The sequence below is a fragment of the Sinosporangium siamense genome (assembly GCF_016863435.1).
Lineage (GTDB): Bacteria > Actinomycetota > Actinomycetes > Streptosporangiales > Streptosporangiaceae > Sinosporangium > Sinosporangium siamense.
Genome location: NZ_BOOW01000009.1, coordinates 163,039 through 189,280, shown reverse-complemented (window position 1 = coordinate 189,280; position 26,242 = coordinate 163,039). Strand labels below are relative to the sequence as shown.

Annotated in this window: 24 protein-coding genes; 8 read left to right on the top strand and 16 right to left on the bottom strand. The window is 66.5% G+C overall.

The features are described 5' to 3' along the window. Positions 1 to 775: 775 nt before the first annotated feature. Together Ssi02_RS08190 and dprA are read right to left on the bottom strand one after the other, a co-directional pair. Positions 776 to 1,699: a tyrosine recombinase XerC gene (locus Ssi02_RS08190; RefSeq protein ID WP_239128699.1), complete on the bottom strand. Its 924-nt coding sequence runs from the start codon at positions 1,697 to 1,699 to the stop codon at positions 776 to 778. A 765-nt stretch (positions 1,700 to 2,464) separates the two neighbouring features. Next, positions 2,465 to 3,376 carry a DNA-processing protein DprA gene (gene dprA, locus Ssi02_RS08185; RefSeq protein WP_307825603.1) on the bottom strand — a complete coding sequence of 304 codons (912 nt, stop codon included), beginning with the start codon at positions 3,374 to 3,376 and terminating at the stop codon, positions 2,465 to 2,467. Here dprA and Ssi02_RS39580 point away from each other — a divergent pair. Next, on the top strand, positions 3,323 to 3,745 hold the full coding sequence (locus Ssi02_RS39580; protein ID WP_307825604.1) for a hypothetical protein: 423 nt from the start codon (positions 3,323 to 3,325) through the stop codon (positions 3,743 to 3,745). The genes dprA and Ssi02_RS39580 overlap by 54 nt on opposite strands. 1,711 nt (positions 3,746 to 5,456) lie before the next feature. On the opposite strand, the gene Ssi02_RS08180 is transcribed toward Ssi02_RS39580, so the two are convergent. The 6 genes from Ssi02_RS08180 to lepB (Ssi02_RS08155) all read right to left on the bottom strand — a co-directional run bounded on the left by Ssi02_RS08180 (position 5,457) and on the right by lepB (Ssi02_RS08155) (position 10,685). After that, the gene (locus Ssi02_RS08180) at positions 5,457 to 6,992 is read right to left on the bottom strand and encodes a YifB family Mg chelatase-like AAA ATPase (RefSeq protein ID WP_204022831.1); all 1,536 of its coding nucleotides are present in this window, start codon (positions 6,990 to 6,992) and stop codon (positions 5,457 to 5,459) included. Next, entirely contained in the window at positions 6,993 to 7,370 is a 378-nt protein-coding gene (locus Ssi02_RS08175) for a YraN family protein (protein ID WP_204022828.1), read from the bottom strand. A 527-nt stretch (positions 7,371 to 7,897) separates the two neighbouring features. Next, complete coding sequence (locus Ssi02_RS08170; protein WP_204022825.1) at positions 7,898 to 8,221, bottom strand: DUF2469 domain-containing protein; 324 nt, start codon at positions 8,219 to 8,221, stop codon at positions 7,898 to 7,900. 39 nt (positions 8,222 to 8,260) lie between these two features. Next, the gene (locus Ssi02_RS08165; protein WP_204022822.1) at positions 8,261 to 8,947 is read right to left on the bottom strand and encodes a ribonuclease HII; all 687 of its coding nucleotides are present in this window, start codon (positions 8,945 to 8,947) and stop codon (positions 8,261 to 8,263) included. Between the two features lie 191 nt (positions 8,948 to 9,138). After that, positions 9,139 to 9,828 carry a signal peptidase I gene (gene lepB / locus Ssi02_RS08160; protein WP_204022818.1) on the bottom strand — a complete coding sequence of 230 codons (690 nt, stop codon included), beginning with the start codon at positions 9,826 to 9,828 and terminating at the stop codon, positions 9,139 to 9,141. Between the two features lie 53 nt (positions 9,829 to 9,881). After that, positions 9,882 to 10,685 carry a signal peptidase I gene (gene lepB / locus Ssi02_RS08155; RefSeq protein WP_204022816.1) on the bottom strand — a complete coding sequence of 268 codons (804 nt, stop codon included), beginning with the start codon at positions 10,683 to 10,685 and terminating at the stop codon, positions 9,882 to 9,884. Between the two features lie 378 nt (positions 10,686 to 11,063). On the opposite strand from lepB (Ssi02_RS08155), the gene Ssi02_RS39245 reads away from it, so the two are divergent. Further along, on the top strand, positions 11,064 to 11,195 hold the full coding sequence (locus Ssi02_RS39245; RefSeq protein WP_275410624.1) for a hypothetical protein: 132 nt from the start codon (positions 11,064 to 11,066) through the stop codon (positions 11,193 to 11,195). A gap of 224 nt (positions 11,196 to 11,419) precedes the next feature. On the opposite strand, the gene rplS is transcribed toward Ssi02_RS39245, so the two are convergent. From rplS to rpsP, 5 genes are all read right to left on the bottom strand, one after another. Further along, positions 11,420 to 11,782 carry a 50S ribosomal protein L19 gene (gene rplS, locus Ssi02_RS08150; RefSeq protein WP_204022814.1) on the bottom strand — a complete coding sequence of 121 codons (363 nt, stop codon included), beginning with the start codon at positions 11,780 to 11,782 and terminating at the stop codon, positions 11,420 to 11,422. A gap of 188 nt (positions 11,783 to 11,970) precedes the next feature. After that, positions 11,971 to 12,735 carry a tRNA (guanosine(37)-N1)-methyltransferase TrmD gene (trmD, locus tag Ssi02_RS08145; protein ID WP_204022812.1) on the bottom strand — a complete coding sequence of 255 codons (765 nt, stop codon included), beginning with the start codon at positions 12,733 to 12,735 and terminating at the stop codon, positions 11,971 to 11,973. Positions 12,736 to 12,739: 4 nt separating this feature from the next. Beyond that, the gene (gene rimM / locus Ssi02_RS08140) at positions 12,740 to 13,258 is read right to left on the bottom strand and encodes a ribosome maturation factor RimM (RefSeq protein ID WP_204022810.1); all 519 of its coding nucleotides are present in this window, start codon (positions 13,256 to 13,258) and stop codon (positions 12,740 to 12,742) included. Positions 13,259 to 13,411: 153 nt separating this feature from the next. Beyond that, a complete protein-coding gene (locus Ssi02_RS08135) occupies positions 13,412 to 13,654 on the bottom strand; it encodes an RNA-binding protein (protein WP_204022802.1) in 243 nt (80 codons plus the stop codon). A 1-nt stretch (position 13,655) separates the two neighbouring features. Further along, positions 13,656 to 14,123 (bottom strand): 30S ribosomal protein S16, encoded by a 468-nt coding sequence (gene rpsP, locus Ssi02_RS08130; protein WP_204022800.1) that lies wholly within the window; start codon positions 14,121 to 14,123, stop codon positions 13,656 to 13,658. A gap of 343 nt (positions 14,124 to 14,466) precedes the next feature. On the opposite strand from rpsP, the gene Ssi02_RS08125 reads away from it, so the two are divergent. After that, on the top strand, positions 14,467 to 15,576 hold the full coding sequence (locus tag Ssi02_RS08125) for a hypothetical protein (RefSeq protein WP_204022798.1): 1,110 nt from the start codon (positions 14,467 to 14,469) through the stop codon (positions 15,574 to 15,576). 306 nt (positions 15,577 to 15,882) lie between these two features. On the opposite strand, the gene ffh is transcribed toward Ssi02_RS08125, so the two are convergent. The 3 genes from ffh to Ssi02_RS08110 form a co-directional block, all read right to left on the bottom strand. Beyond that, positions 15,883 to 17,448, bottom strand: coding sequence for a signal recognition particle protein (ffh, locus tag Ssi02_RS08120; protein ID WP_204022795.1), 1,566 nt, complete (start codon positions 17,446 to 17,448; stop codon positions 15,883 to 15,885). A gap of 306 nt (positions 17,449 to 17,754) precedes the next feature. Continuing rightward, complete coding sequence (locus Ssi02_RS08115; protein WP_204023011.1) at positions 17,755 to 18,087, bottom strand: DUF742 domain-containing protein; 333 nt, start codon at positions 18,085 to 18,087, stop codon at positions 17,755 to 17,757. A 222-nt stretch (positions 18,088 to 18,309) separates the two neighbouring features. Next, the gene (locus Ssi02_RS08110) at positions 18,310 to 21,297 is read right to left on the bottom strand and encodes a sensor histidine kinase (RefSeq protein WP_204022792.1); all 2,988 of its coding nucleotides are present in this window, start codon (positions 21,295 to 21,297) and stop codon (positions 18,310 to 18,312) included. 601 nt (positions 21,298 to 21,898) lie between these two features. Here Ssi02_RS08110 and Ssi02_RS08105 point away from each other — a divergent pair. From Ssi02_RS08105 to Ssi02_RS08085, 5 genes are read left to right on the top strand one after another with little or no spacing between them, the layout of a single operon-like run. Then, positions 21,899 to 22,801: an ABC transporter substrate-binding protein gene (locus tag Ssi02_RS08105; RefSeq protein WP_239128697.1), complete on the top strand. Its 903-nt coding sequence runs from the start codon at positions 21,899 to 21,901 to the stop codon at positions 22,799 to 22,801. A 13-nt stretch (positions 22,802 to 22,814) separates the two neighbouring features. After that, on the top strand, positions 22,815 to 23,591 hold the full coding sequence (locus Ssi02_RS08100) for an ABC transporter permease (protein WP_204022789.1): 777 nt from the start codon (positions 22,815 to 22,817) through the stop codon (positions 23,589 to 23,591). After that, complete coding sequence (locus Ssi02_RS08095) at positions 23,588 to 24,403, top strand: ABC transporter permease (protein WP_204022786.1); 816 nt, start codon at positions 23,588 to 23,590, stop codon at positions 24,401 to 24,403. The genes Ssi02_RS08100 and Ssi02_RS08095 overlap by 4 nt, the downstream gene beginning before the upstream one ends. A 15-nt stretch (positions 24,404 to 24,418) precedes the next feature. Next, entirely contained in the window at positions 24,419 to 25,186 is a 768-nt protein-coding gene (locus tag Ssi02_RS08090) for an ABC transporter ATP-binding protein (protein ID WP_204022783.1), read from the top strand. Beyond that, a complete protein-coding gene (locus Ssi02_RS08085) occupies positions 25,183 to 26,187 on the top strand; it encodes a methyltransferase (protein WP_239128696.1) in 1,005 nt (334 codons plus the stop codon). Before Ssi02_RS08090 ends, Ssi02_RS08085 begins: the two co-directional genes overlap by 4 nt. The last annotated feature ends 55 nt before the right edge of the window (positions 26,188 to 26,242 follow it).

Here is a 26,242-nt window from a genome sequence, read left to right as displayed (position 1 = left end):
GAAGACGCCAAAGCCGGGCCCACCCCGTCTACTCAAGCCCCCACCCCATCCATTCAAGCCCCCACCTCATCCATTCAACCCCCACCCCGTCTATTCAACCCCGAAATGGACACCAGAGCCTCGACTGAGGTCAATCGAAGCCTGATCAGACGCGTTCTGAGGAACCAAGACACCACCAGCAGCTCTCAGAGGAGCAGCCTCAAACTCACCGCCTCCAAAGAACGTTTCCCCACGACGCCGTCTCCGCTGAGACACACAACACGCCACAAGCCGACACCACGTGAAAACAGAAGCCAGCGCCAAACACCCCCACCCCGCCCCGCCACCCAATTGCGGCGGAGCCATGTGGGCCGGCTGATCCCGACACCAGACCAGAAGCAACGCATGCCAACAGCTCCCAGAGGAGCAGCCTCAATCTCCGCCGGCCCCGGTCGCCTTCCCCCAACCTGGGCCACCCCACGCCTGACGACGCGCCGTTAGACAGAAGCGCTGAGAGCAGCCGCACGGCAGAGAGCGGAGGCGAGAAACCATGTTCGTGAACCCCGGCCGAGGACCTCGACGGCCTGATGGTGCACGTAGCCGACGACGTCGTTTCCTACAAGCACGACGCCCCGCGCAACACGAAGGCCTGGCCGCCCTCAGGAAGATATGCCGAACCAGCCTCGCCTGGACCCGGGAGCCGTCAGCTGGACGGATGGGACTGCGCACATAGGAATGGGGCCACCTACCTGGAGGTGGAAAGGGCACTCGGAAATAGGGGAGATTGGACGGCGCCCTAGGCTCGTGGATGAGCCTGACGGTAGGCGGCGTGTAGGCGGTCAATCGAGATGTGCGTGTAGATCTGTGTGGTGTTGAGCGAAGTGTGCCCAAGCAACTCCTGAACACTGCGCAGATCCGCTCCCCCCTCCAGAAGGTGGGTGGCAGCCGAGTGACGAAGTCCATGCGGCCCCATGTCAGGCACACCGTCGACCTGCCCCAGCCGTGCATGAACGACCCGGCGCACCGCCGTGGGATCTATCCGCCCACCTCGCACGCCCAGCAACAAGGCAGGCCCGCTGCAATCTCGCACCCAGAGTGCACGCCCCCGCACAGTCCACGCGTCGAGAGCTCGAAGAGCCGGCCGACCAAAGGGAACGGAACGCTCCTTACCTCCCTTGCCAACCACGCGCACGACATACCGCTCGCGATCGACGTCATCCACATCAAGCCCGCAGAGCTCCCCAACTCGCAGCCCGGTGGCATAAAGCACTTCCATGATCGCCTGATCCCTGAGCGCCTTCACGTCCTTGGCGACCCCGACAAGCCCACGATCGAGCACAGCCTTCGCCTCGTACCGGTTGAGGACTTCGGGCAACGCCCTGGTGGCCTTCGCCGTACCGAGGAGAAGCCCAGGATCCCGACGCAGCCAGCCGCGGCGGTGAGCAAAAGCGGTGAAGGTGCGCAGGAATGCGGTCCGCCGCGCAAGGGTCGCACGCGACCTGCCGGCATCGTGCTGCAGGGCCAGCCACTCACGCATCACGTGAACGTCGATAGAGGGGAGCGTCACCTCACCCTCGGAACGAATGTGGGCCACAAATCCCGCTAGATCCGACATATAGCCCCGAATGGTGTTAAACGAGAGATTCCGCTCGAGCTCTAGGTGTCGCCGAAACTCCCCCGCGACCTGCTCGAATCCCGGAGACTCACTACTCCCATCCATTTGAGTCCCGCCCCTAAACCTCCCCTCAGCAGCCATTTTCCCTCCACGCGACTCTGTTCGACTAGCACACTCTCACAAGCACCTCACACCGGTGGTTGCGATGATCGCCATGCTACTCAAACAGACCTAACGCCCCTCTCCAACTTTCGGCGTTTTTCCACGCAATACACGGCAATATACGAGAAAACCCTCGACATCCCACCGGAACCCGCCACCCCCAGCCTCCACGACCGACAAGCCCAGCAGGAACCCCAACCCACCCCAAACCACCACCCACCACGGCGTTCCGTCAAGGACAGCGCCCTCTCCGTAACCCCCCAGGTGCAGCCAAGCGTCACCGATACACGACCAGAAATACAGGTCCCACTAGATTCAGGGCCGCCTTACCCAAACCCAACACCCCAACACCCCAACACCAACGAACACATACCCACCAGCAAGCCAACAAGATCGACAATGTGCCATATCGCCCCCCACCCCCACGTACAAGCCTCCAGACATATACCCCACGTTTAGATTGCGTAATTCCACAACAACCCAATGAAACTAGCCATATAAGTCAATCCCCAGAACAACAAGCCACTATTTCCCCCGCGAGCACTTTCCCCAAGGCCAACAGATAACCGAACAGAGCAAGCCCGCAAATCCCCGAGCAGAGAAAAGCCCCTGGTAGACAGATTGATCACAACTACCATCACGGCGGAGTAACCAGCGCAAACCAGGCGCCCCAGGAAGTGCGCAGAGCCAGACCCACGCAACCACCACTCAACCCGACGCAGACGAGCTTGGCGAATGCCGTGTGTTCCGGGTGTGGCGTAGGCGCCACCCCTGTGGCACGCGCTCGACATATCCTGCAGCGGCCAGGCTGCCGAGAGAACTCAGCGCGGTAGGTAGGTCGACTCCGGCGGTAGTGGCGATAGTTGCCGGGCCTGCGCCCCTACGGGCTGGGACGGCGTCCAAGACCAGGCGCGTGTTGGGAGACAGAACGTCATGGGGCACCACTGGGCCGCCCTGTTCGACTGCGGCCTCCTCGCCAAGCACTCCTACCAGGTCGATCATCTCCTCGCATGAGGTGACACATGTGGCTTTCGCATCTCGAATCAGTCGGTGGCAGCCGGCTGAGTTGAGAGAGGTGATTGGACCCGGCACGGCACCGAGGTGGCGCTTGAGTGCCAACGCATGTGCGGCGGTGTTGAGAGCTCCACTGCGCAGGGCGGCCTCCACAACGAGTGTGCCTCGTGAGAGGGCGGCGATCAGACGGTTGCGCACTAGGAAACGTGCTCTCGTCGGGCGAACTCCTGGAGGGCATTCACTCACGATCAGGCCGGATTTTCGGATCGCTGCGAACAGGTCCTGGTGTCCGCTTGGGTAGCAGACGTCAGCCCCGCAGGCGAGCACAGCCACCGTCGGGGTCGCTCCGGCCAGCGCCCCACGATGTGCTGCCCCGTCGATCCCATATGCGCCACCCGAGACAACTCCCCACCCCGCACTGCTCAGACCGGCGGCGATCTCGGTGGCGACGTGGGTTCCGTAGGGCGTCGCTGCCCGCGCCCCTACGACCCCCACCGAACGTAGACAGGAGAATCGCAGATCCGCAGAACCGTGAAGCCACAGTCCCAAGGGTTGGCCAGTCTCAAGATCATCGAGCTGTGTCGGCCATTCGACATCCCCAGGCACGACAAGCCTTCCTCCCTGTTCCTCCCCTATCCGAAGATCCGTGAGCGGGTCAGCACTGTCGAGCCGATTCGTCCACGCACTGATCAGCTTGGCCGCGTCGAACGTACGTCTCTGCTTTCGCGCCCGTGCCATCTCCTCATCGACGAACTCAGACGGCAGTTCATGCAGACGAATGCGATCGAAGGCATCGACCGCGCCTTGGGCTTCAACCAGTCGCCCCATCACCTGATCGCCCGCTTCACACATCCTCATGAGCGCGGCCCGAGCGACCGCCTCCCGCCGGTGACTGCTCTTTCCTCCACCAGGAGCAGCCGAAGGCATGGGATCGGCGCTCCTTTCAGAAGCCGCCCTGTCAGTTCGATCCCCTAGCTCACGGGACTGATCGCCGGCCGACTGCAGACCGCCGACTTCGGGACCGATCCCACTCCCAGCCTCAATCTCAGGCTCAGAACCCCGTATGAGCTCAAGCTCAGAACCCGATGCAGAATCAGATCCCGATACGTGGTCAAGGCTCTGATCACACTCGAAAGCCGAATCGGAGTTCGGTACGGCACCAGCATCACCGCGAGCCGATTGGGGACGAGGGCTCGCAGTGGACGTGCTGGTTGGGCAGGCATGGCCATCGCCGCCACCATCCGCGACTTCCCCCAAAGCAAGGCCCGGATGTGAGCAATCGACGTCCGGGATAGCCAAGGCATCCTCCAGATTCGCGATGTTCCCCGAGGCAAGGCCCAGATGTGAAGGTTGGGGACGGCTAGAGCCCTGAACGGAGAGTTGCCGAAAGTCGGAACCCGAGGCACGGTCACGGCCAGGGTTCAGTTCGGAGACTGATGCGGAACCAACGCCTGAGGCGACACCCACGTCAGTTTCCGAACTAGAAACCTGAGCACAGCCAGAGTCCGAACGTGAACCCGAACCCGAGGCACAGCTGGAATCCCCAGTGTCTGGATCGAACGCCGACAGACAAGGAGAATCCGCCGCACAGCCAGAGCCCAACACCGAAACGGGCACAGAGCTAGCATCCGCACCAGAGTCCGTCGTGAAACCGGGACCTGACACCTGCCCGGGATCAGCACCCGACGTGCAACCGGTACCCAAGGCACCAATCGGTTTGAAGTCGGCCCTGGGATCGGAAGTCGGCAAGAAGCCGCCGGAAACGGGATCCGTATTGGAAGGCGAGGCACGGTCGGCGCTTGAGCCTCCCGGCTCGACGCATGGATCTGAGGCCGGCAGGGGGTCATGGCCTACGGCCGAATCGGACACTGGTCTATCGACCGGCGGGGAGGCGAAACCCGCGCCCATGACTAGGACAGACTCATCTTTACCCGTACCCAGATGACGAACTTCTTCCGGCTGGCTCTCTGCACCGTGATTGCTCTGGTGTTGCATGCCACCTGAGCCCACCTGAGGGGCGCTCTCTGGTCCGACTCGACTTTCGCTTTCAGGAACTCCCGCGGGGGAAGAAGTCACTGGACCTGATGGAGCAAGACCTTCCACTCCTGGCTGCCCCTCTTCACCGGGAGTGCTCCAGGGGAATGCGTCGCTCGAATCCCATCGATGAGCAACCCCCGACACATCCGACTTCTCTCCACCATGAATCCCCCAGACATATGGGTCGTCCAGCCCCAGCTGAGGAGCCTTCTCTATCTCGAACCAGCCCTCATCGCCTGGATGACCCCAGTAGTGCTCTCCTCTCGCTGGCCCGCTTTCCGCGGTGACAGGGGCGGCCTTCTCCATGGCAAAGTCATCTGGCTCGACCTTTCTGTGGTCTGGTCCCTTGTGTTGGTGGGACACCAGAACGCATGGTGTTCTCTCTCGGCTATCGCCATGTAGTGTCCGCTCGCCATAAGTGAGGTCGCCGAGGCGGTGGAGTGTCCGTGCGGTTGCCCTGTGATGGACTGCGGCTTCCCCTTCCTCCTGGTTGGGCCGACCGCCCACACCGTCGAAGGCGTGGGCTGTTTCTCGAAGCATTGGCGAGGTCACCGTTGATCCGCTCCATCCACCAGAGACCGGCACGTAATCGGCCGGTCAGAGGTCCGCTTCAGCCACGTCCGGTGCTTGGTCCGGCACACGATCGCGGTCACAGGTCCATCCCCAGCCAAAGTGCAAGGGCGCCGGCGGTCTCCTCCGGGCCTGGGCAACGCTTTCCGGACAGGTCGCTCATGCTCCACGCGACGCGTACTACTCGGTCTAGGCCTCGGGCGCTGAGGGAGCCGTTGTCCAGGCAGGCGGTTAGGGGCTTCATGGCTTCGTCTGGGGGGCGGAAGTCGGAGTGGAGGGCGCTGGAGGGGATCTCGGCGTTGGTTCTCCACGGGGTGGAGGCTAGGCGGCGGGCACTTCTCCTGCGGGCCAGGAGGACGCGTTCTGCCACGGTTTTGCTGGACTCTACGAAGCTTCGATCGGCCAGGAGTTCGCTGCGGGAGGAGCGGGCTACTGTGATCTTGACGTCGATGCGGTCTAGGAGGGGGCCGGATAGGCGGCCTAGGTATCGGCGGCGGACGGTTGGGGTGCAGCGGCAGGCCTCGCCCTGTTCGGATGCCTGGGTGCATGGGCAGGGGTTGGCGGCGAGGATCAGGGTGAAGCGGGCGGGGAAGGTCACGGTGCCGGAGGCTCTCGACACTGTGACGAAGCCGGACTCCAGGGGTTGGCGTAGGGAATCTAGGACGCTTCTTGGGAACTCGGGGGCCTCGTCTAGGAACAGGATTCCTCTGTGGGCGAGGGAGACGGCTCCTGGCCTGATCATGCCGGTGCCTCCGCCGACCACGGAGGCCACGGTCGCGGTGTGGTGGGGACTGATGAAGGGCGCGCGGGTGAGCAAAGGGCAGTCGGGAGGAAGCACTCCGGCGACGGAGTGGATGGCTGTGACCTCCAGGGCGTGATCGCGCTCCAGGGGTGGGAGCAGTGTGGGCATGCGTTCGGCGAGCATGGTCTTGCCGGTGCCGGGTGGGCCCAGCATCCAAAGGTTGTGGCCTCCGGCGGCGCAGACTTCAAGGGCTCGACGTCCTATAGGTTGACCGACCACTTCGCAGAGGTCCGCGGTGGTGTCTCCGTCGCTGGACTCCCCTGGTTGACGGATCACCACCGGCATATCGGAAATGGGATCGTCCTTCTGGAGCCAGTCCACGAGGGAGCGCAGGTCGTTCATGGGGACGATCGTGATGTCGGGCACCAAGGACGCCTCAGCCGCGTTGGCCGCGGGCACCACGACCGTGGGGCAGCCGGCTTCGGCCGCCGCTAGCACTGCCGGGAGCAGGCCGCGGACGGGCCTCAGCCGGCCGTCGAGGCCAAGCTCGCCGAGGAAGTAGTGCTCGGCCACGCGGTCGACGGGCACGACGCCGGCCGCGCCCAGTATGGCCACGGCTACCGCGAGGTCGAATTGGCTGCCCCGCTTGGGCAGGGTCGCGGGGAACAGGCTTACGGTGATGCGGGTGTCGGGCCATGGGAAACGGCTGTTGACCAAGGCCGACCTGACGCGGTCGCGGGCTTCGCTGAGAGCGGTGTCGGGCAGGCCGATGAGGTGCATGCCGGCCAGTCCGTTGCCGATGTCGGCCTCGACCTCGACGGTGTGCCCGCCGACTCCGACGATCGCCACGCAATGGGTGCGCGCGACTGCCATTTAGGCCACCCCCCGGTCATGCCGAATGGTGTAAGTGGCACCGATGCGTTCAAGGGCGACGACATCCACGCGGATCGCGCTAAAGGCGATGCAGTTTCCTGGACCTGCCGCCAGCCGTTGTGCCTGTGCCCAGCGGGCCGCCAGCGCCCGGATTCGTCGCAGCTTGTCGGTCGTCACGGACTCGAAGGCCGAGCCGTGTCTGCGCCCAGATCTTGTCTTGACCTCGATCACGACCAGCTCGCTGCGGTCACGCGCGACCACGTCGAGCTCGCCGTAACGACACCGCCAGTTGCGGTCGAGTATCTGCATGCCCCGGGCCACCAGATAGTCGACGGCCATCTGTTCTCCACTGCGTCCCAGCTCGTGCTTGGCGACCATGGGACCACCCCCTCGGCCACAGAGCTTGGCCTAAAACCAGAGATCGCCGGGCCGTCCAGCCGCATTCTGGGGACAACCTTTTCGGGGGTCGATTTGGGAGGGGTTTCCTGTGGATAACTCGCCTGAACCAGGCGCCTCCACCTGTGGGTTCATGACAAGTCCGCACTACATCGCGACTTAGGTGATCAGGAGGTTCCACCCACCAGAGTCACCGGTTTGTCCAGAGTTACGAGGAGGACAGAGGTAGCCAAGGAGGCCGGCCAGTTGAGGAGGAGGGCGGCGGCGTGGATGAAGGCCATCATGATCGGCCGAGTACGCCCTGCGACGCCAGGCCCCTACAGCCCATAGACGACCGCAAAACCGAATCCGGCGGCCATGAGAGGCAAAACAGACCAAACAGGCCCCGAGAAGATCGTCCTAAAACCAGGCCGGATAGCCGACTATAGCCACGAGGGATGGCTGAAGCACACCGAGGCGAACGCGGAGGTGCGTTCGCCAGAACCGGTGCAGGGCCAGCCCGGCGAGGGTCAGCCTGAGAAGCCTTCCTTAGGCATCTCCAGGTCGGGCTTGGCGAGTTCTTCCACGTTGACGTCCTTGAACGTGACGACGCGGACGTTCTTGACGAAGCGGGCTGGGCGGTACATATCCCATACCCACGCATCGTGCATCTTCACGTCGAAGAACACGTCGCCGTTCTCGGCCGTACGCACGTCGAGATCCACGGAATTGGTCAGGTAAAAGCGCCGTTCAGTCTCGACGACATAGGTAAACAGGCTGACGACATCGCGATATTCGCGGTAGAGCTGCAGCTCCATCTCGGTCTCGTATTTTTCGAGATCCTCTGCGCTCATGCGGATCCTCCTGTCGCACCTCGCTCAGTGCCACCCGAATCAGGCGACACCAGCCCCCACTTCATTCTCACCCATCTCACCGCCCCGCCCTGCTCGCGCCACCGTTACGAAGGAGAAGCGGTGGTCCTGGCAGGGGCCGTGGGCGCTGAGTGCGCGGCGATGACCGGGGGTGACATAACCCTTGTGTACGGCAAAGCCGTATTGGGGATAACGCTGGTCCAGGTCGGACATCATCCGGTCCCTGGTGACCTTGGCCACGATCGAGGCGGCCGCCACGCAAGCCGCGACCTGGTCGCCCTTCCAGACCGCCAGGGAGGGCGCCGGCATGCCGGGCACCGGGAACCCGTCGGTAAGCACATAGCCAAGGTCACAGGATAGCCTGGCCACGGCTCGCCTCATGCCTTCGACGTTGCACTTGTGGAGGCCGCGGGCGTCGATCTCGCCGGGGGGCACGACCACGACGCCGATGTCCTTGGCGGTCGCGGTGATCCGGTCGAAGAGGCGCTCCCGCGTGGCGGCGGTGAGCAGTTTGGAGTCGCCGAGGCCGTCGATCGGGCGGCCCAGCACCACGGCGGCGACCACGAGGGGGCCGGCGCACGCACCCCGGCCTGCTTCGTCCACGCCGGCGATGGGGCCCAGTCCTCGCCGGGCCAGGGCCCGCTCATAGCCGTAGAGGCCCGCGTCGCGCCTGACGACGCTGGGGCGGGGGCGGAAGGTCACGCTCATGGCACCACGCGGTGTGGAAGGGGACTTGCGCACGGGACCGCCGCCCAGAACCCTCCGGCGCGACGGACCTCCCTGGGGAGACCCCTCACGTGGAGGGCATCGGCGGCACGAGTGGCCCGGCCGATGTGGACCCATGCGAGCAAGACCATGAGCACCACGAGCATGAAGACAGGGTACGCCTGAATCGACACTTATGGCAGCTTGCTAAAACTGTCGGGCGTTGAGAGGAACTTGGCACGGGACAGCGGCCAGTAGATCGCGAAGGCGTGGCCGATCACGTCGTCCTCGGAGATCGTGCCGTCTCCCTTGGCCTCCTGATGGCTGCGGGAGTCGACCGACCGGGAACGATGATCACCCATCAGCCACAACCGCCCCTGCGGCACCTTCACCTCGAAGGGGTCACTTGGGAAGTCATCGGGGTGGATGTAGGACTTCTCCTCCAGAGGGTGACCGTTCACCGTGATCCGCTGTTTGTCATCACAACACTTGATGGTGTCGCCGCCGACGCCGATCACACGTTTGATGGTGTCGAGACCGTCCCACCCCTTGAACACCACGATGTCCCCGCGCTCAGTGGTGCCGTCGAGCCGGTTGACCAGCACGCGGTCGCTCACGAGCAGGGTGTTCTCCATCGACTCTGAGGGGATCCAGAAGGGCTTGACCACAAAGGCCTGGAGGAGCATCGCTGTAACGACGCCGACGACGACCAAGGCCAGCAACTCCACCACGGCGCCACGTTTGCCGCGCTTCTTCTTCGGCGGCTCCGCGCTCTCCTGTGCGTCGGAGTCGGCCTTCTCGGCCGACTCCGGGGTCTCAGCGGATCCGGCGCCCCGCTGGGGTGAGGCGGGTTCATCCGGTCCGATGTTCTCAGTGGCGGTCATGGCATTGAGGCTACCGGTCGACGAGGGGATGATTCGGCCGCTGCGGGAAGCTGTCAGCGCTTAAGCAGCCGGCGCCGGCGCAGGAGCATCAGAGGGACCGCACCCGCGAACCCTACGAGTAGCGGGGCCGCGCCCGCCGCGGCGTTGAGGGCGGGCTGGGCGAAGGTCTCGGGGATCGGCAGGACCGCAGCCCGCGAGAACGGCCAGACGATCACGAAGGCGCGGCCGACGACCTTGTCCACGGGGATGGTGCCGCCGCCGGGGTCACCGATGTGCGTGCGGGAGTCGAGCGACACCGACCGGTGGTCGCCCATCACCCAGAGGCGCCCCTTCTCGACCTTCACCTCGAAGGGGGTGGTGGACGGAACATCGCCGGGATAGAGGTAGCTCTGCTCGTCGAGCGGGACGCCGTTGACCGTCACACGTCGCTTGTCGTCGCAACATTTGACGGTGTCACCGCCGACGCCGATGACTCGCTTGATGTAGTCCTTCTCCCCGGGCACCACACCGAAGGCCGTGCCGACCCACCGGAAGAATGCCGCGAAGGGGTTGGACGGCTCCTCAAGCTTGACCTCGCTGTCCCAGGAGTCCACTCCGGAGAAGACGACCACGTCTCCGCGCTCGATGTCGCGGGTGTGGTAGACGAGCTTGTTGACCAGCACCCGGTCGTTGGTGAGGAGGGTGTTCTCCATCGACTCGGACGGGATGTAGAACGCCTGAACCACAAACGTCTTGATCAACAGAGCGAGCACAAGTGCGACGACGACAAGAACCGGCAGTTCTCTCCAGAACGAGCCCTTCTTCGCCTTGCCGCCACGCTTAGCCGGCTTCTGGGTGTCTTCGGCGACCACGTCCACCTCGTCCTCGGCAGGGCCACCCGCTGCCGCGGTGCACCCCGGATCCTGCTGCCATCTCTGACGAGCCTAGATGATGACCAACTCGATATGGTGCCGAGTGCCGTCCTCACGGCCGTGCCGTACGGCATCCATCACGAATGTCGGAAAGGTTCTCCGCTTAGTGAGGATTGTCCCTCCGACTTTAAGAGCCGGTACGGCGAAGCCCAGTCGCACGCTCCCCCGCCATGCGGCCTGGCATAACCCGCAGGCTTTGCGAAACCACGCGATAAGCCTCACAGGGCTCAGATTTCACATCCTCCGCATTACCGCTGTGGGCAATTGAGCGGGTGGCCGAGGTGCTGAGAGCGTGCCGGCCGGGGCCGGAGGATCGCCGTCACGGTGGAGCCCCTGGTACGGCTGGACGCCTCGCGGTCGACCGGATTGCGGCGGGCGGCCGAGCGGGTCGGCGAGGTACTGGAGGGTGTGCCGGCGCCGGCTGTCGGCGAAGTGACGGTCGGCGGGCACGCCTGACGCCCCGCGGCGACAGCGGTCCACGGGGACGGTCAGCGGTCCACGGGGAGGATCAGCGGTCCACGGGGAGGATCAGAAAGGTAACGGGCAGGGCGAAGCAGGAACCCCAGCGAGCATGCCCCACCAGACCCCCGTAAGGCCCCCGAAAGGTCCGTGAAGAGGGAACGCGAAACGGCCCGCGCCCCAAGGGCAGGCGGGCCGAGTCGACCGGAAGGTGAGATGCCTTACTTGGCAGGCACCGCGTCCCGCTTCTCGCGGATGCGGGCGGCCTTGCCGCGCAGGTCGCGCATGTAGTAAAGCTTGGCGCGGCGGACGTCACCGCGGGTCACGAGGTCGATCTTCTCGATGACGGGGCTGTGCACCGGGAAGGTCCGCTCGACGCCGACGCCGTAGCTCACCTTGCGCACGGTGAAGGTCTCACGGATGCCGCCGCCCTGGCGGCGCAGCACGAAGCCCTTGAAAACCTGGATGCGCGACCGGTTGCCCTCGACGACTCGAACGTGGACCTCCAGCGTGTCACCCGGGCGAAAGGCCGGAATGTCGCTGCGCATCGAGGCCTTCTCGATCTCCTGGATCTGCGTGTGCATGACAGCGGTCCCTCATTACGTGAGCGCGCGGAGGTCCACTCGGCTGTGCGGAGCACCGCGACGAAGGGGACACACGCGCTGGGCGATTAAGTCATCGGGCCGAACCTGAAACCGGCCGGCCATGCCACGTCGGCACCAAGGCCGACAGCAGCGCTTCAGTCTGCCATATTTTCCACCCAGACCTGAAATCAGCCCGGGAAGTCAAGCTCCGCGAGCACCGCTCGGTCGTGTTTGTCGAGGGTTTCCGGGCCGAGCCCGGCCAGCAGCTCGGGGCGGTTGGCGGCGGTGCGGCGCAGCGCCTCGTCCCGCCGCCATCTGGCGATCTTGCCGTGGTGGCCGGACAGGAGGATGGGGGGCACCTCGCGGCCGCGCCAGACGGGGGGTTTGGTGAAGACCGGCCCTTCCAGGAGGTTGGCCATGGTGCCGGGGGCGAAGGAGTCGTCCGAGACCGATTGGGCGTTTCCCAGCACTCCGGGCAGGAGCCGGCCGATCGCCTCGACCATCACGAGCACGGCCACTTCACCGCCGGCCAGGACATAGTCGCCGATGCTGACCTCGTCGACACGCAGGCGGGAGCCGTATTCCGCCATGACGCGGGAGTCGATGCCCTCGTAGCGCCCGCAGGCGAACAGCAGCCAGGGTTCGGCGGCGAGGTCGAGGGCGAGGCCCTGGGTGAAGGGGCGGCCGCTGGGGGTCGGCACGATCAGTCGCGGGCCCTCGGCCTCGCCTGCGAGGACGGCGTCGATCGCCTCACCCCAGGGTTCGGGTTTCATCACCATGCCGGGACCGCCGCCGTAGGGGGTGTCGTCCACAGTGCGGTGGATGTCGTGGGTCCAGTCGCGCAACTGGTGCAGGCGGACGTCCAGAGTGCCGCGTTCGCGCGCCTTGCCGATCAGGGAGACGTCGAGCGGGGCGAAGTATTCGGGGAAGATGGAGATGATGTCGATGCGCACGGGATCAGTCGGTCTCGTTCGCGTCCAGAAGGCCGGGCGGGGCGTCGACGACCAGGCGGCCGGCTTCGACGTCTATGACGGGCACCAGGGCCTTCACAAAGGGGATGTAGGCGTCGCCGCCCTGCTTCTTGCGCACCACGAGGAGATCTTGGCCGTGGTGGAGCACATCGGCCACCTCGCCGACGGCCTCCCCCTCGACGGTCTCGACGGCCAGGCCGATCAACTGGTGGTCGTGGAACTCGTCGGGGTCGTCGCTGAGCGGGATGTCCGCGGAGTCGATCACGAGCATGGTGCCGCGGAGGCTCTCGGCGCCGTCGCGGTCGCCCACGCCCTCGAAGCGCACGAGCAGCGTGCTCTGGTGCCACCGTGTGGTCTCGACGACGAGGGGGCCGGTCTCGGCGGGCTGGGTGGCGATGGCGGTGCCGATGGCGAAGCGCAGGCCGGGGTCGTCGGTGCGCACCTCGACGGTCACCTCGCCGCGGAGTCCGTGTGGTCGGCCGATGCGGCCCACGACAAGCTGCACGTGAAAACTGTCCTTATGCGATCAATAGCGGATAACAGAGGCGCCGTTTCCATCCTCTCCGAGCCGGATGTCCGGTCCGAGCGAGGGGTGTGCAACGGCTGAGCGGCCCACGACCGAAGTCGTGGGCCGCTCCTGACATGCCTTGCGGACGACCTAGCGGACCTCGTGGAGGTCGAGCAGGTCGACCCGGACGTATTTGCCCTCCGCCAGCGCGTTGACCACGGTGCGCAGGGCCTTGGCCGTGCGACCGCCACGTCCGATGACCTTGCCGAGGTCCTCAGGGTGGACCCGGACCTCAAGCACGCGCCCGCTGCGAATGCGGCGTGCGCGGACCCGGACGTCGTCGGAATGCTCGACGATGCCCTTAACCAGGTGCTCGAGGGCCTCCTCGATCACCTCAGGCCTCGCCTTCCGGCTTGGTCTCTGCCGCCGGCTCAGCGGCCGGGGTCTCGGCCGCGGGCTCGTCGGCCTTGACGGTCTTCTTGGTCTTCTTCGGGGTGGTGGCCGGCGCACCGGTGTCACCGCCGAGGGCCTCCTTGGCGGCCGCCTCGTAAACCGCGTGGCGGTCGGCCTTGGGCTCGGCCACCTTCAGCGGCTCGGGGGCGGGCAGGCCCTTGAACTTCTGCCAGTCGCCGGTGAGCTTGAAGATCTTGAGCACGGGCTCGGTCGGCTGCGCGCCGACACCCAGCCAGTATTGCGCCCGCTCGGAGTCGACCTCGATGCGCGAGGGGGTCTCCTTCGGGTGGTAAAGACCGATCTCCTCGATCGCCCGACCGTCGCGCTTGGTGCGGCTGTCGGCGATGACGATGCGGTACTGCGGGTTGCGGATCATGCCGAGCCGCTTGAGCTTGATCTTGACTGCCACGGGTGTGGTCTCTCCTGGACTTTAAGCGTGAGTGAACGGCATCTCATCGAGTGGGGCACGACGCGAGACCGCCCGAGGGACAGGCGCGATCCAGCGGGGGTGAGAGGGCACCCGCATGGCCACGATGTTCCAACGCACCATTGTGCCAGACGAACAGGGGTGCGACCGTACACTCACCACGCCGATCATCAGAACCCTGCCCCCCGGCGGGACGGAACACACCGCGCCGAAAAGGCTTTCCCCTCGTTTTCCCTCAGGTCGGTAATTCCCCTGCCCACCGCGTGTCGCCCCGCATAACGTTCCCCGCTCCCTCCCTTTAATGCAAGACCATGGGAGATCACGCATGAGCAGCACGTCCGCACCCCCGTTCACCTGGGCGTCCGGTGCCACGCTGGGGGCCGCGGCGATAGCCGTGCTCTCCACCTTGATCGGCCTTGGGCCGGTGCACGCGGACGGGGATTCGTCGGACGCCACTGCCGTGCGACTGCACATGGAGGGTGTGCCCGCCCTGCCGCAGCCGGGATTCGACGGCACATGGGGTGCTGTCGCGACGGGTGCCGGCGGGGGCGTCACCACGGCCGATCTCTCCGTCGATCCGGACAATGTGCGAAGCCTGGTGAGCATCGCCGCCACGAACACGACAACCATGGGCGACCCGGCGACGAGCCGATGGAGCGCGGAGAACACCCACAATGTGACGAGCGTACGGCTCAAGCCAGGTGGGCCGGATTTGATCAGTGTCGCGTCCCTGCACACGTCCGCCCGATGCGCTCCGCCGGGTGCCTCGACGGTGCAGGCCGCGGTCAATGTGCCGATGGTCGCGAATGTCCTCATCGGGGACGGCGAGAGCAGCATTCCGGTCACCGGCTCTCAAATCGGCTATCCCAGCGTCGCCACCGGCACGCCGACCGCCACGCTGAACCGGTTCCAAGAGGCCGCGACGCCCCTCACCGCCTCGGCACGCACGACGATCTCGGTCGCGGGCCGGCTGCTGAACGTGGAGGGAAGGGTCGTCCACGACGGCCCACTCGTCTCGGTCTCGCTGGGCGACGCGCGGGCGACCTGCGGCACCGAGCCGAGCCCAAGCCCTACCCCCACTCCCCCGGCCCCCACCCCCGAACCGCCGCATATCCGCACGCCTAACCCGATCCCCAGCAAGCACCGGCCATCACATCACGAATGCCGCGACGATCGCGACGACGACTGCGGCACCGGACACGTCGACGAGGAAGACAAGGTGCACACCTACAGTGCCGGCCGGGTCTACGGCCCATATGACCTGCACGGTCCGGAGCTTCCCTTCACAGGCGCACAAATCGGCGTCACGGGTGCGTTTGGAGTGGCCGCCCTCGGCCTGGGGGCAGCGGCACTGTACGGCGGAAGCCGGAGGAAACGGAGATCCGCGCCTTCGGCCAACCCCAGCGCGTCGGCCACATCAGAGCCGGACAGGTGACCCGGCTACACCGGACACGGGTGGGCGAAAAGCCGCGCAAAGCCCTTGGGGAAGCCCCGGCGGTGCACAAGGGCCCCCGCCGTCAGAACCGCAAGCACTGTGCCGCGTGAGAGAAGCGCCCCCAGGCGGCCCCACTCGGCACACCTCCATCGGGCTCCTGCCGTACCCGCTTATGCGATCTTGACTGGATGGCGATGGAACGCCGCCGCCGACTAACGCCCTCAAGCCGGACTCCCCTGAATGACGAAGAAAAGCGTTCGGCCCCGCGACACCCGCGGGGCCGAACGCTTATCAGATCTCTCCGGCCTACTTCTGACCCGGGAACTTGAACTTAGACGGATCAAAGCCCGGAGGAAGCTCGAGCCCCGGAGGCAGCTTGCCGCCGAGGTTGCCCAGCGCGCCGAGGCCCGGCTGCTTGGGCTGGGCGCCGCCGTCGGCGGAGGAGCCCGCCCCGGCCTTGCCGAGGGCGGCCTTGCGGGGGTCGCCGCTGACCCTGCGCCCCTTCTTGCCCTTCTTCTGCTGGGCGGCGGCCTTGCCCTTGCGCCCGCCCGGCATGCCGGGGAGGCCGATGCCGCCGGCCACGCGCTTCATCATCTTCTGGGCCTCGAAGAAGCGGATGACGAGGTTGCCGACCTCGGTCACGGTGACGCCGGACCCCTTGGCGATGCGGGCCCGGCGGGAGCCGTTGATCATCTTGGGGTCGGCCCGCTCGCCGGGGGTCATGGAACGGATGATCGCGGCGATGCGGTCGAGGTGGCGATCGTCGATCTCGTTGAGCTGATCGCGCATCTGCCCCATGCCGGGCATCATGCCGAGGAGGTTCTTGATGGGGCCCATCCGGCGCACCATCATCATCTGCTCAAGGAAGTCCTCAAGCGTGAAGTTGTCGCCGGAGGCGAGCTTGCCGGCGACCTTGGCCGCCTCCTGCTCGTCGAACGTGCGCTGAGCCTGCTCGATGAGGGTGAGGACGTCACCCATGTCCAGGATGCGGGATGCCATCCGGTCGGGGTGGAAGACGTCAAAATCATCGAGCTTTTCGCCTGTGGAGGCGAACATGATGGGCTTGCCGGTGATGTGGCGCACGGAGAGCGCGGCACCGCCGCGGGCGTCGCCGTCGAGCTTGGTGAGCACGACGCCGTCGAAGCCCACGCCGTCCATGAACGCCTGGGCGGTGGTGACCGCGTCCTGACCGATCATGGCGTCGACGACGAAGAGGACCTCGTCGGGGTTGACCGCGGCGCGGATGTCTGCGGCCTGCTGCATCATCTCCTGGTCGATGCCGAGGCGTCCGGCGGTGTCGATGACCACGATGTCGTGCTGCTGGCGGGTGGCGTGCTCAAGCGACTGGCGGGCGACCGCGATGGGGTCGCCGACGCCGTTGCCGGGCTCGGGGGCGTAGACCGCGACCTCGGCGCGCTCGGCCATGACCTGAAGCTGCTGGACCGCGTTGGGGCGCTGCAGGTCACAGGCGACCAGCAGGGGCACGTGGCCCTGCTCGCGCAACCAGCGGGCGAGTTTGCCGGCGAGGGTCGTCTTACCGGCACCCTGCAGACCTGCGAGCATGATCACCGAGGGCGGGTTCTTGGCGTAGCGGAGCCGCCGGGTCTCACCGCCCAGGATCTGGATCAGCTCTTCGTTGACGATCTTGACGACTTGCTGCGCGGGGTTGAGTGCCTGGGACACCTCGACGCCGCGGGCACGCTCCTTGACCTGGGCGACGAACGCCTTCACCACGGGAAGCGCGACGTCGGCCTCAAGCAGGGCGATGCGAATCTCGCGGCAGGTGGCGTCGATGTCGGCGTCGGACAGCCGTCCTTTGGCACGAAGGGAGGAGAAGACCGATGTCAGCCGGTCGGAAAGCGTCTCGAACACGTGATTGGCCAGTCCTCGAAGCGAAAAGATCCTGGTTGGTCTGCGACTTGGCCTCCCAGCCTATCCGCTCACGGCGTCGCCGGGGTTTCTCGCGGATTCCGGTCGGCCATCGGAGCCCTGAGGGGACGGGGCCAAAGGCAGCGAGGGGACGGGAGCGCGAGGCACAACGCCCACAGGAGCACGGCACAAGCCTCAGAAGGCACCGAGGGGGGAAACAGGCACATCAAGCAAACCACACCACCCACCCCAGGTGGGAGCCTCGCCATGTGAGGCGTGGGGAGAGCGAAGTGGCCAGAGTACGAGGTGTTACAACCGGCGGAGCCCGATCAGGACGCGTTCCAAGAGCCCCAGCTCAGGTGTGCCCGCGTTGAGTTGCGGTTGGTGCAGGATGACAAGCCCCTCCTCGGCCATGTCCGCGATCACGACCCGGATGACGCCGAGGGGAATGCGGAGCAGAGCCGAGATCTCCGCCACCGACCGGACCTGTCGGCACAACACGCTGATCGCCTGATATTCCGGGGTGTAGAGGGAGGCATCGGAATTCTGCACCGTAGCCGAAGACACCAGTGCTTCGACCGCCAAATCGATACGCGGTGCCGTACGTCCCCTTGTCATGGCGTAGGGGCGCACCGGCGACATCGGTTCGGAATGTGCTGGCTCGACCGCACCCCGATCATCGTCTCGCCGGTCGTCCCATCCCTGCCCCTTCAAGCCGCTACCTCCCTTGGCTCAGCCGACGCCTAGCACGCGCCCTACGTCGGGTATCCATTTCCAGGCCCGCGAAAACCTCCCAGTCACGATGGATATGTGCCGAATCGGCGAGACGGGCAGCCTCGCCGAACAGCCTGTTATGGCACGTGTTCACTCCGTCCCCTCCTCGGCGGGCGGATCCGCCGAGGAATCGTCGTCGGCCTGCTCCTCTCCCGAGGGGCCAGGTAGCCGCACCTTGCCGTCGCCTATGTCGGCGCGGGCGGCCTTGATGCCCTGCTGATATTCGGCAAGTCTGCTGCGCATCCGCTCGGGAGAGGCCGGCTCCGGTTTCGGCGTCTTCTGCTCGGAGAGCGGCTCCGCCGCTCCGGGCACCAGGTTGGCCTTCGGCACCCGCTTGGGCAGTCCGGAGGCGGTGGAGCCCTCGTTGACCGGGGCGTTGACGACCTCGGCCGCGTTCCAGCCGGGGTCGGAGGCGACGGCGTCCCAGTCCTGCGGCGGCTTGTCGGATTCCGGCTGATCGTCGTCGGTGCGCGTCTGGCGGAACCACGCGGACTCGATGGAGGCGAAGATCGGGAGGAACTCCTCCTCCCGCCCGGGGTTCGAAAGCCGGGAGGAGGGCAGATGGGGCAGCTCACGCACGGGGGACGAGTGCTGTGGGGGGCCGAACGCCGGGTCGGGCGGCAGCGGGGGCAGCGGGCCCGTCGCGGCTTCCTGGTCGACGAACCCCCCGATCGGCAGGTGCGGCGGGAAGGTGTCGGACGCCGGGTCGGGCCTGACCACGTGCTCCAGGTGGTCGACGGGCGGGGGCGGGAAGCCGCCGCGGTCGTCGTACCACCGGTCCACGGTCTCCTGCGGTTCGGCGACGGCCGGGACCGGGGCCGGGAGCAGGGACTCCACCGCGAAATTCCAGTCCTTCGACTGCCCCGCCCGGGGCGGCCACGGGGTGCCGCCGGCGGGGGTGAGTTCGGGGTTCCACGAGCCGCCCGCGTCCTTGGGACCGTGGGAAGGGGCGGACTGCAGTTCGCTGAGTCCGGAATCGGCTGAGGCCGGCAGACCGTACCCTGCGCCGAACATCGCCTGGGTGCCGACGCCGGTGAGTGCGTCCGGCAGGAGGACCATGGCGGTCAGGCCGCCTGTGTCATGCGGGCGGAGTTGCACGCGGATGTGGTGCCTGCGGGCGAGTTTGGACACCACGAACAGCCCCATGCGCCGCGAGACCGAGACGTCCACGTTGGGTGGGTTGCTGAGGCGCCAGTTCGCATTCGTGAGCTCGTCGCCGGTCATGCCGATGCCCGAGTCTGTGATGAGCAGCATGACCGCTCCCCCGTCGATGCGGTTGGCGGCCACAATCACGCGCGTCTCGCGCGGCGAGAAGGAGATGGCGTTCTCGACCAGCTCGGCGAGCAGGTGGATGACGTCGTTGACGGCCAGGCCGCTGACGGTGATGCCGGAGGGGACCCGGATGTTCACGCGCTCGTAGTTCTCGACCTCCGAAAGGGAGGCCCGCACGACGTCCACGAGCTCCACCGGCCGGCTCCACCGGCGAGGTGGCTCCTGACCGGCGAGAACCAGGAGGTTCTCGCTGTTCCTGCGCATGCGGGTGGCCAGGTGGTCGAGTTTAAACAGGTCGTCCAGCCGTTTCTCATCGCCTTCTCCCTGCTCAAGGCCGTCGATCAGGGAGATTTGCCGCTCGACGAGGGTCTGGGTGCGGCGGGAGAGGTTGACGAACATCGCGTTGATGTTGCCGCGGAGCCGGGATTCCTCTCCGGCCAGCCGTACGGCTTCGCGGTGCACCTCGTCGAAGGCCCGCGCGACCTCGCCGATCTCGTCGGCCGAGACCACTCTCATGGGCTGCACTTGTGGGGGTTCGGTGCCCGGGGAGGCTTCGCGGAGTTTCTCCACGACGGTGGGGAGGCGGATCTCGGCCACCTCCAGGGCCTCGCTGCGCAGCCGCCGCAGCGGCAGCACCAGGGAGCGGGCCATGAACAGGGTGATGACGAGGACCAGCACCAGCAGTCCGGCGACGACGCTCGCGTTGACCAGGGCGAGGCTGGTGTCGGAGGCCCGCACGTCGCGGCTGTGCAGGGCGAGCGAGTCCGAGAGGTCCCGCTCGACCTTGTGCATGCGGGTGAGGGTCTCGTTCATGGCCTCGAACCAGCGGCTGAGGTCGTCGCCGGGCGCAAGCTCTTTGAGGGAGAGGCCCTGGTCCTGGAGTACGGTCGCGCGCATGGCGAGAAAGGCGGCGCGGTCGATGCGCTGGCCGGTCACGGTGTCGCTGTAAAGCTGGCGCTGCTCGGCGGAGGCCGTGACGAGGAAGGTATCAAGGGCGCTGCTCTGCCGGGATCGGGCCTGGTTGTACGCCTCGTTCTCGGCGGGGTCGAGCCGCCCGGCGGTGATCCCCACGGCCAGGATCCCGCGCTGCTTGGATCCCTCCTCCTTGGCCCGTGCCAGGGCGGTGAGCGCGGCGCGGGTGGCGGTGAAGGACTCGTCGCCGCTGCCCTGCACCATCTCGTCGTAGAGACCGATGATGTCCTCCAGCGTGAACGAGTATTTCTCGATCACGGGCAGCGGAGGCATGCGGCTCTTGGAGACGACGGCGCGCAGGGAGACGAGGCCTTCGAGCCGGCCCGTGACGTGGCTGAGTTTGCCCCTCGCGCTGTCCGAAAGTGCGTCGCCGATGAGCCCGGATTGATATTTCATCCGGGTGACGGCGGTGTCGACGACAAGTCTTTGCTCGGTGACCTGCGCTTCGTCGTCGCTCCGGCGCCCGGCCGCCACGAAGCGGGCGGAGAGGTCGCGTTCATATTGCAGTTCGTGGGACAGGTCCCCGAGGAGGCCGACGAACTGCGCCGCCACCTCGGCTCTGCCGTACTCGGTGGCGCTGCTCACGGAAGTGAAGACGCGCAGGCTGCCGAGGAGTACGGCCACAGCCGTGGGAACCACGATGAGGGCGATCAGCCGGGTGCGCACCCGCCAGTTGTGCGGTGCGAGCCGGCTCCCCACATCGAGGGCCTGACCCCGCGCCGCCCCGGCCGCCGGTGAGCCGCCGTCGTCGCCCTGGCGTAAGTGTCCGGCCGCCGGGGCCGCGGCGGCAGGCGGGATCGCCGCTGCGTTCGAGGGGTTCGCTGCGGGCCTCAATGGTCACGACCTCTCACGGGCTGTGCGCCGGAGGAAGGCGCCCGGCCTGCATTGCAAAGGCCCTTGCCCCGTAGACGGATCCCGTGGGCGCGTTCCGAATGTGCGGTCCGGTCGCGTCCTCCGAGTTCCCGTGATCCGGGAGCAGGGGTGATTACAGGCGAGCAGGGGAGCAATTTGAACACAAGCCTCCTACCTTCTGTAGATAACCCGCAAGTCTTGAAGCGTTCCAAATAATCCGCACAACCAGCATGCAGTGATGTGACAGGTCTGTCAGCGGTTCCGTAATACAGCCCAAAATATTCGGACAAGTAGCACTTTAGAACGCGCCAAAGCTCTATAGGTCACACTCTTTTCATTGCCAGCACCAAGCCGACTATGCTCCACTCACTGCACATATGCTGTGAAATCTTGGTGGGGTTCGATCTTTGTCCGCTACGCTCACGCCCGTTGTTCGGGCACGCCAACCGGCGTGTCGAAGAAAGGTGACTCCCTCTCACCTATAGGAGAACCGATGAGGCGCACGTCTGGAGCTCTCACCTTCGTCCTCGGGGTAGCGGTCACGCTGGCCTTGGCCGCCTGCGGGGGTGGCTCTACGGATTCCATGAAGGCTGCGGCCAATAACGGTCTGGAGAAAACCAAGTTAAAGGTCGGCGCGATTCCGATTCCGGACCCAGCCGCACTCTACATCGCCAACACCAAGGGCTTCTTCAAAGAAGAAGGGCTCACCATTGAACCCGTGACCATCCAGGGCGGCGCCGTGGCCGTCAACTCGCTCAAGAGCGAGATCTTGGACATCTCCCAGACCAACTACGTGTCCACGTTCAGCGCGGTGAGCAAGGGGGAGAAGCTAAAACTGATCGCCGACGCATATCAGGCCGGGCCGAATACCTTTGTTTTGATGGTGCCGAAAAACTCCCCCATCCAGACGCCCGCCGACTTGAAGGGCAAGACCATCGCGGTCAACACCTTCAACAACATCGGCACCCTCGCCGTGACGGCGACGTTGAAGGTGGCCGGGTTGACAAAGGACGACGTGACCTTCAAGGAATTTCAGTTCCCGCAGATGGCGGCGGCGCTGACCACGGGCCAGGTGGACGCCGCGTGGATGACCGAGCCCTTCATCACCGTCACGCAGTCCGACCTCGGCACCCGCAAGCTCGTGGACACGATGTCCGGCCAGACGGCGAACTTCCCGATCGCCGGATGGATGACCACCGAGGAATTCGCCAAGAACAACCCCAAGACGCTGGCCGCGTTCCAGCGGGCCCTGGCCAGGGGGCAGGAGATCGCCGCCAAGGACCGCAAGGAGGTGGAGGCGATCGTCCCGACCTACACATCGATCAAAAAGGAGACCGCGGCGGTGATCACGCTCGGCACCTTCCCCACCACGCTTAACGAAACCCGTTTGCAGCGCGTGGCCGACCTGATGGCCGAGTACGGCATTCTCACCGGGAAACTCGACGTCACCACACTGCTGGCGCCCCAACCGGCCGCGACTCCGTGACGCGCCCGCCGCGATGACGATTGGAGCGCGGACACTCCGCGGCGCCGTAGGCGTCGCGGGGTTCCTCGCCGCCGCCGAGGCCGCGATCAGGACCGGTCTTCTCGACGCCCGGCTGCTGCCGCCCCCGTCCGTCGTGTTGAGGGAGGCGGCCCTGCTGCCGGCCGATCCGGTGTTCACGGCGGGCCTGACCGGCACCGTCTCCCGCTGGCTCGGCGGCCTGGCCCTCGCGATCGCCCTGGCGGTGCCCCTGGGGGTGCTGCTGGGGTCGCTGCCGGGTGTGGAGCGGGCCACGCGGCCGCTGCTTGAGTTCCTGCGCCCGATCCCCTCGGTGGCCCTCATCCCCCTCGCGATCCTGCTGGTGCCCGACGATTTCCTGATGAAGGTCTCGGTGATCGTGTACGCATCGCTCTGGCCCATCCTGATCAACACGGTGTACGGCTTGCGCGAGGTGGACCCCCTCGCCAAGGACTCGCTGCGCGCCTTCGGCTTCGGCCGGGCCTCGGTGTTGTTGCGGGTGAGCCTGCCGAGCACCGCTCCCTTCATCGTGACCGGTGTCCGGCTGTCGGCCGGCATCGCGCTCGTCCTGGCCGTCAGCGCCGAACTGCTCGCCGGTGGCGCGGAAGGGCTCGGGGTGTTCGTCATCCGGGCGGGCAGCGGCAACCGCACCGACCTCATGCTCGCCGCCGTCCTGTGGGCCGGCCTCGGCGGCATGGCGTGCAACGCCGCCCTGGTGGCCGCCGAACGCCGGGTATTCCGCTGGCACCACCTCCGCAGCGGGGTGGCGTCGTGAAGGCGGCGGGCCGGCTACGGAGGTTCGCGGGGCGGTTTTGGCTGGTCGTGCTCGTCGTGCTGCTGTGGGAGGCGGGAGCGCGGGCGGCGGGGAAGATCGATTTTCCCGCGCCGTCGCTGATCGTGGCCCGGATGCGCGAGTTGTGGTTGTCCGGCCCGCCCTCACGCCTGTTCCTCAGCGACGACACGTTGTCCGAACTCCTGCCGGGCCTCGGCCGCATGTTCACCGGCTGGCTGCTGGCGTCGCTACTCGGAGTGGTGGCGGGAGTGGCGTTGGGACGGTCGGCCGTGGCGTCGCACTATGTGGAGCCGTTGCTGCATTTCGGAAGGGCCATCCCTCCCCCACTGCTGATCACCCCGTTTGTCCTGGTGTTCAGGTCGAGTACCCAGACCCAGCTGGCGGTCATCGTGTTCGGGGTGATCTGGCCCGTGCTCCTGAACGCCATGGAAGGCGCCAGATCGGTGGATCGGGGCTATCTGGACACGGCAGCGGTGTTCGGTCTGCGACGGCACGAGCGCCTCCTCCGCGTCGTCCTGCCCGCCGCCGCACCGAAGATCTTCGCGGGCCTGCGGCTGAGCCTGTCGCTGGCCTTGATCCTCATGGTGATCTCCGAACTGGTGGGCAGTGACGGGATCGGCTATCAGCTCCTGGTGGCGCAGCGGAACTTCGACTCGCCCGGTGTGTGGGGGACGATCCTGCTCCTGGGCGTGCTGGGTTATGCGCTGAACAGCCTGTTCGTCGTGGTCGAACGGCATGTGCCGGGGACGCGGCGATCCGGGCCTGGACGGCCCGAGACGGGAGGAGTGACCTGAGACGAGAGGAGTTCCGTGCTCAAGGTAGACAACCTGGCCCATGCCTACGGATCGCACCACGTCCTTGACGGCGTCGATCTGACTGTGGGAGACGGGGAGCTGGTGTCGGTGGTCGGCCCTTCCGGCTGCGGCAAGTCGACACTGTTGCGCTCGATCGCGGGGCTTGTCCGCCCCGCCGCGGGTCAGGTTCTCATCAACGGGGTGCCGGTGGCGCAGACCCCGGACGACCTCGCCGTGGTCTTCCAGGACTACAGCCGCTCGCTGTTCCCCTGGATGTCGGCCGCGGCCAACGTGGCGCTTCCGCTGCGGCGCAAGGGCCTGTCCCGGCGCGAGCGGCGGGACGCCGCCCGCGCGGCGCTGGAACAGGTCGGGCTGGGCGGGGCCGCCGGCAAATACCCCTTCGAGATGTCGGGCGGCATGCAGCAGCGGGTGGCCATCGCGCGGGCCCTCGCCTTCCGCCCGGCCCTGCTGCTGATGGACGAGCCCTTCGCCTCTGTGGACGCCCAGACCAGGGAGGAACTTGAGGATTTACTGCTCGCCGTGCGCGCGACCCACAACATGAGCATTCTGCTCATCACACACGACATCGACGAGAGCGTCTATGTCGGGGACCGGGTGGTGGTGCTGACCCGGGCGCCCGCGAGGGTCGTGCAAGACCTCGCGGTGGACCTGCCGTTTCCCCGCGACCAGATCGCGACCCGCGAGCTTGAGGCCTTTGTACGGCTGCGCGCGGAAGTCGGAAAACTGGTCCGGGGCCGACCCGTGGACAAGGAGTCACAGTGACCTCCGAGGACGACCCCATATGGGAGACCCTGCTAGGCCTTTCCAGATTCGCCTCGTTGTCGACGATGGCCGAGCTCGGCTGCGCCGACCACCTGGCGGACGGGCCGCTCACGGTGGCCGAGCTGGCCGGCCGGTGCGGCGCGCACGCGCCGTCGTTGCGGCGGGTGCTGCGGCATCTCGCGTCCTTCGGCATCGTGGAGCGCACGGCGGAGGACGCCTTCGTGCTCACCCGCCACGGGGCGCGGCTGCGCGGCGGGGTGCCGGGCTCACAGCGCGCCGCCGTACGCATGCTGGGTGAGCATGCCTTCTGGACGGCGCTCGGCTCGGTGCCGGAGACGGTGCGGCGGGGGCGGTCGGTGTTCGTCGAGCGTTTTGGGCCGCTCTACAACTATCTTGCGGCTAATCCGGATTCGGGGCGCATTTTCGATGACTACATGGTGGCGCGGTCCTTGGCGGTCATCGAGGGGCTGCCCCGGTGTTATGACTTCTCCGGGGTGGGCACTCTGATCGACGTGGCCGGCGGGCGGGGGCACATGCTCGCGTCGGTGTTGCGGGCCCATCCCGAGATGCGGGGCGTGCTGTTCGACCTGCCCTCGGTGGTTCCGGTGGCGCGGGAGTGCCTGTCGGCCGAGGGGGTGGCGGAACGGACCCGCTTCGTCGAAGGGGACTTCTTCGACGCGGTGCCCGAAGGGGGCGACGTCTACCTGCTGGCCAGTGTGATCCACAACTGGGACGACGCGGACGCGACACGTGTGCTCGGGTCGGTGCGGCGGGCGATGGGGAGCCGGGCGCGCCTGCTCGTGCTGGAGTATGTCCTGCCCGACGATGACTCCCCCCACCTGGGGAAAGACGTCGACATCCGCATGCTCGCACTCTTCGGTGAGGGAACCGAGCGGACACATTCGGAATACGGCACGCTGCTGGGCAAGGCCGGATTGGCGGTGTCGCGCGTGGTGGACCTGCCGGGACAGGCCGCGCTGATCGAGGCGGTCCCCGTCTGAGCCGCCGTTTGAGAGCCTGAGACCGAGCAGGGTGGAACCCGGTGGTGGGCGGCCC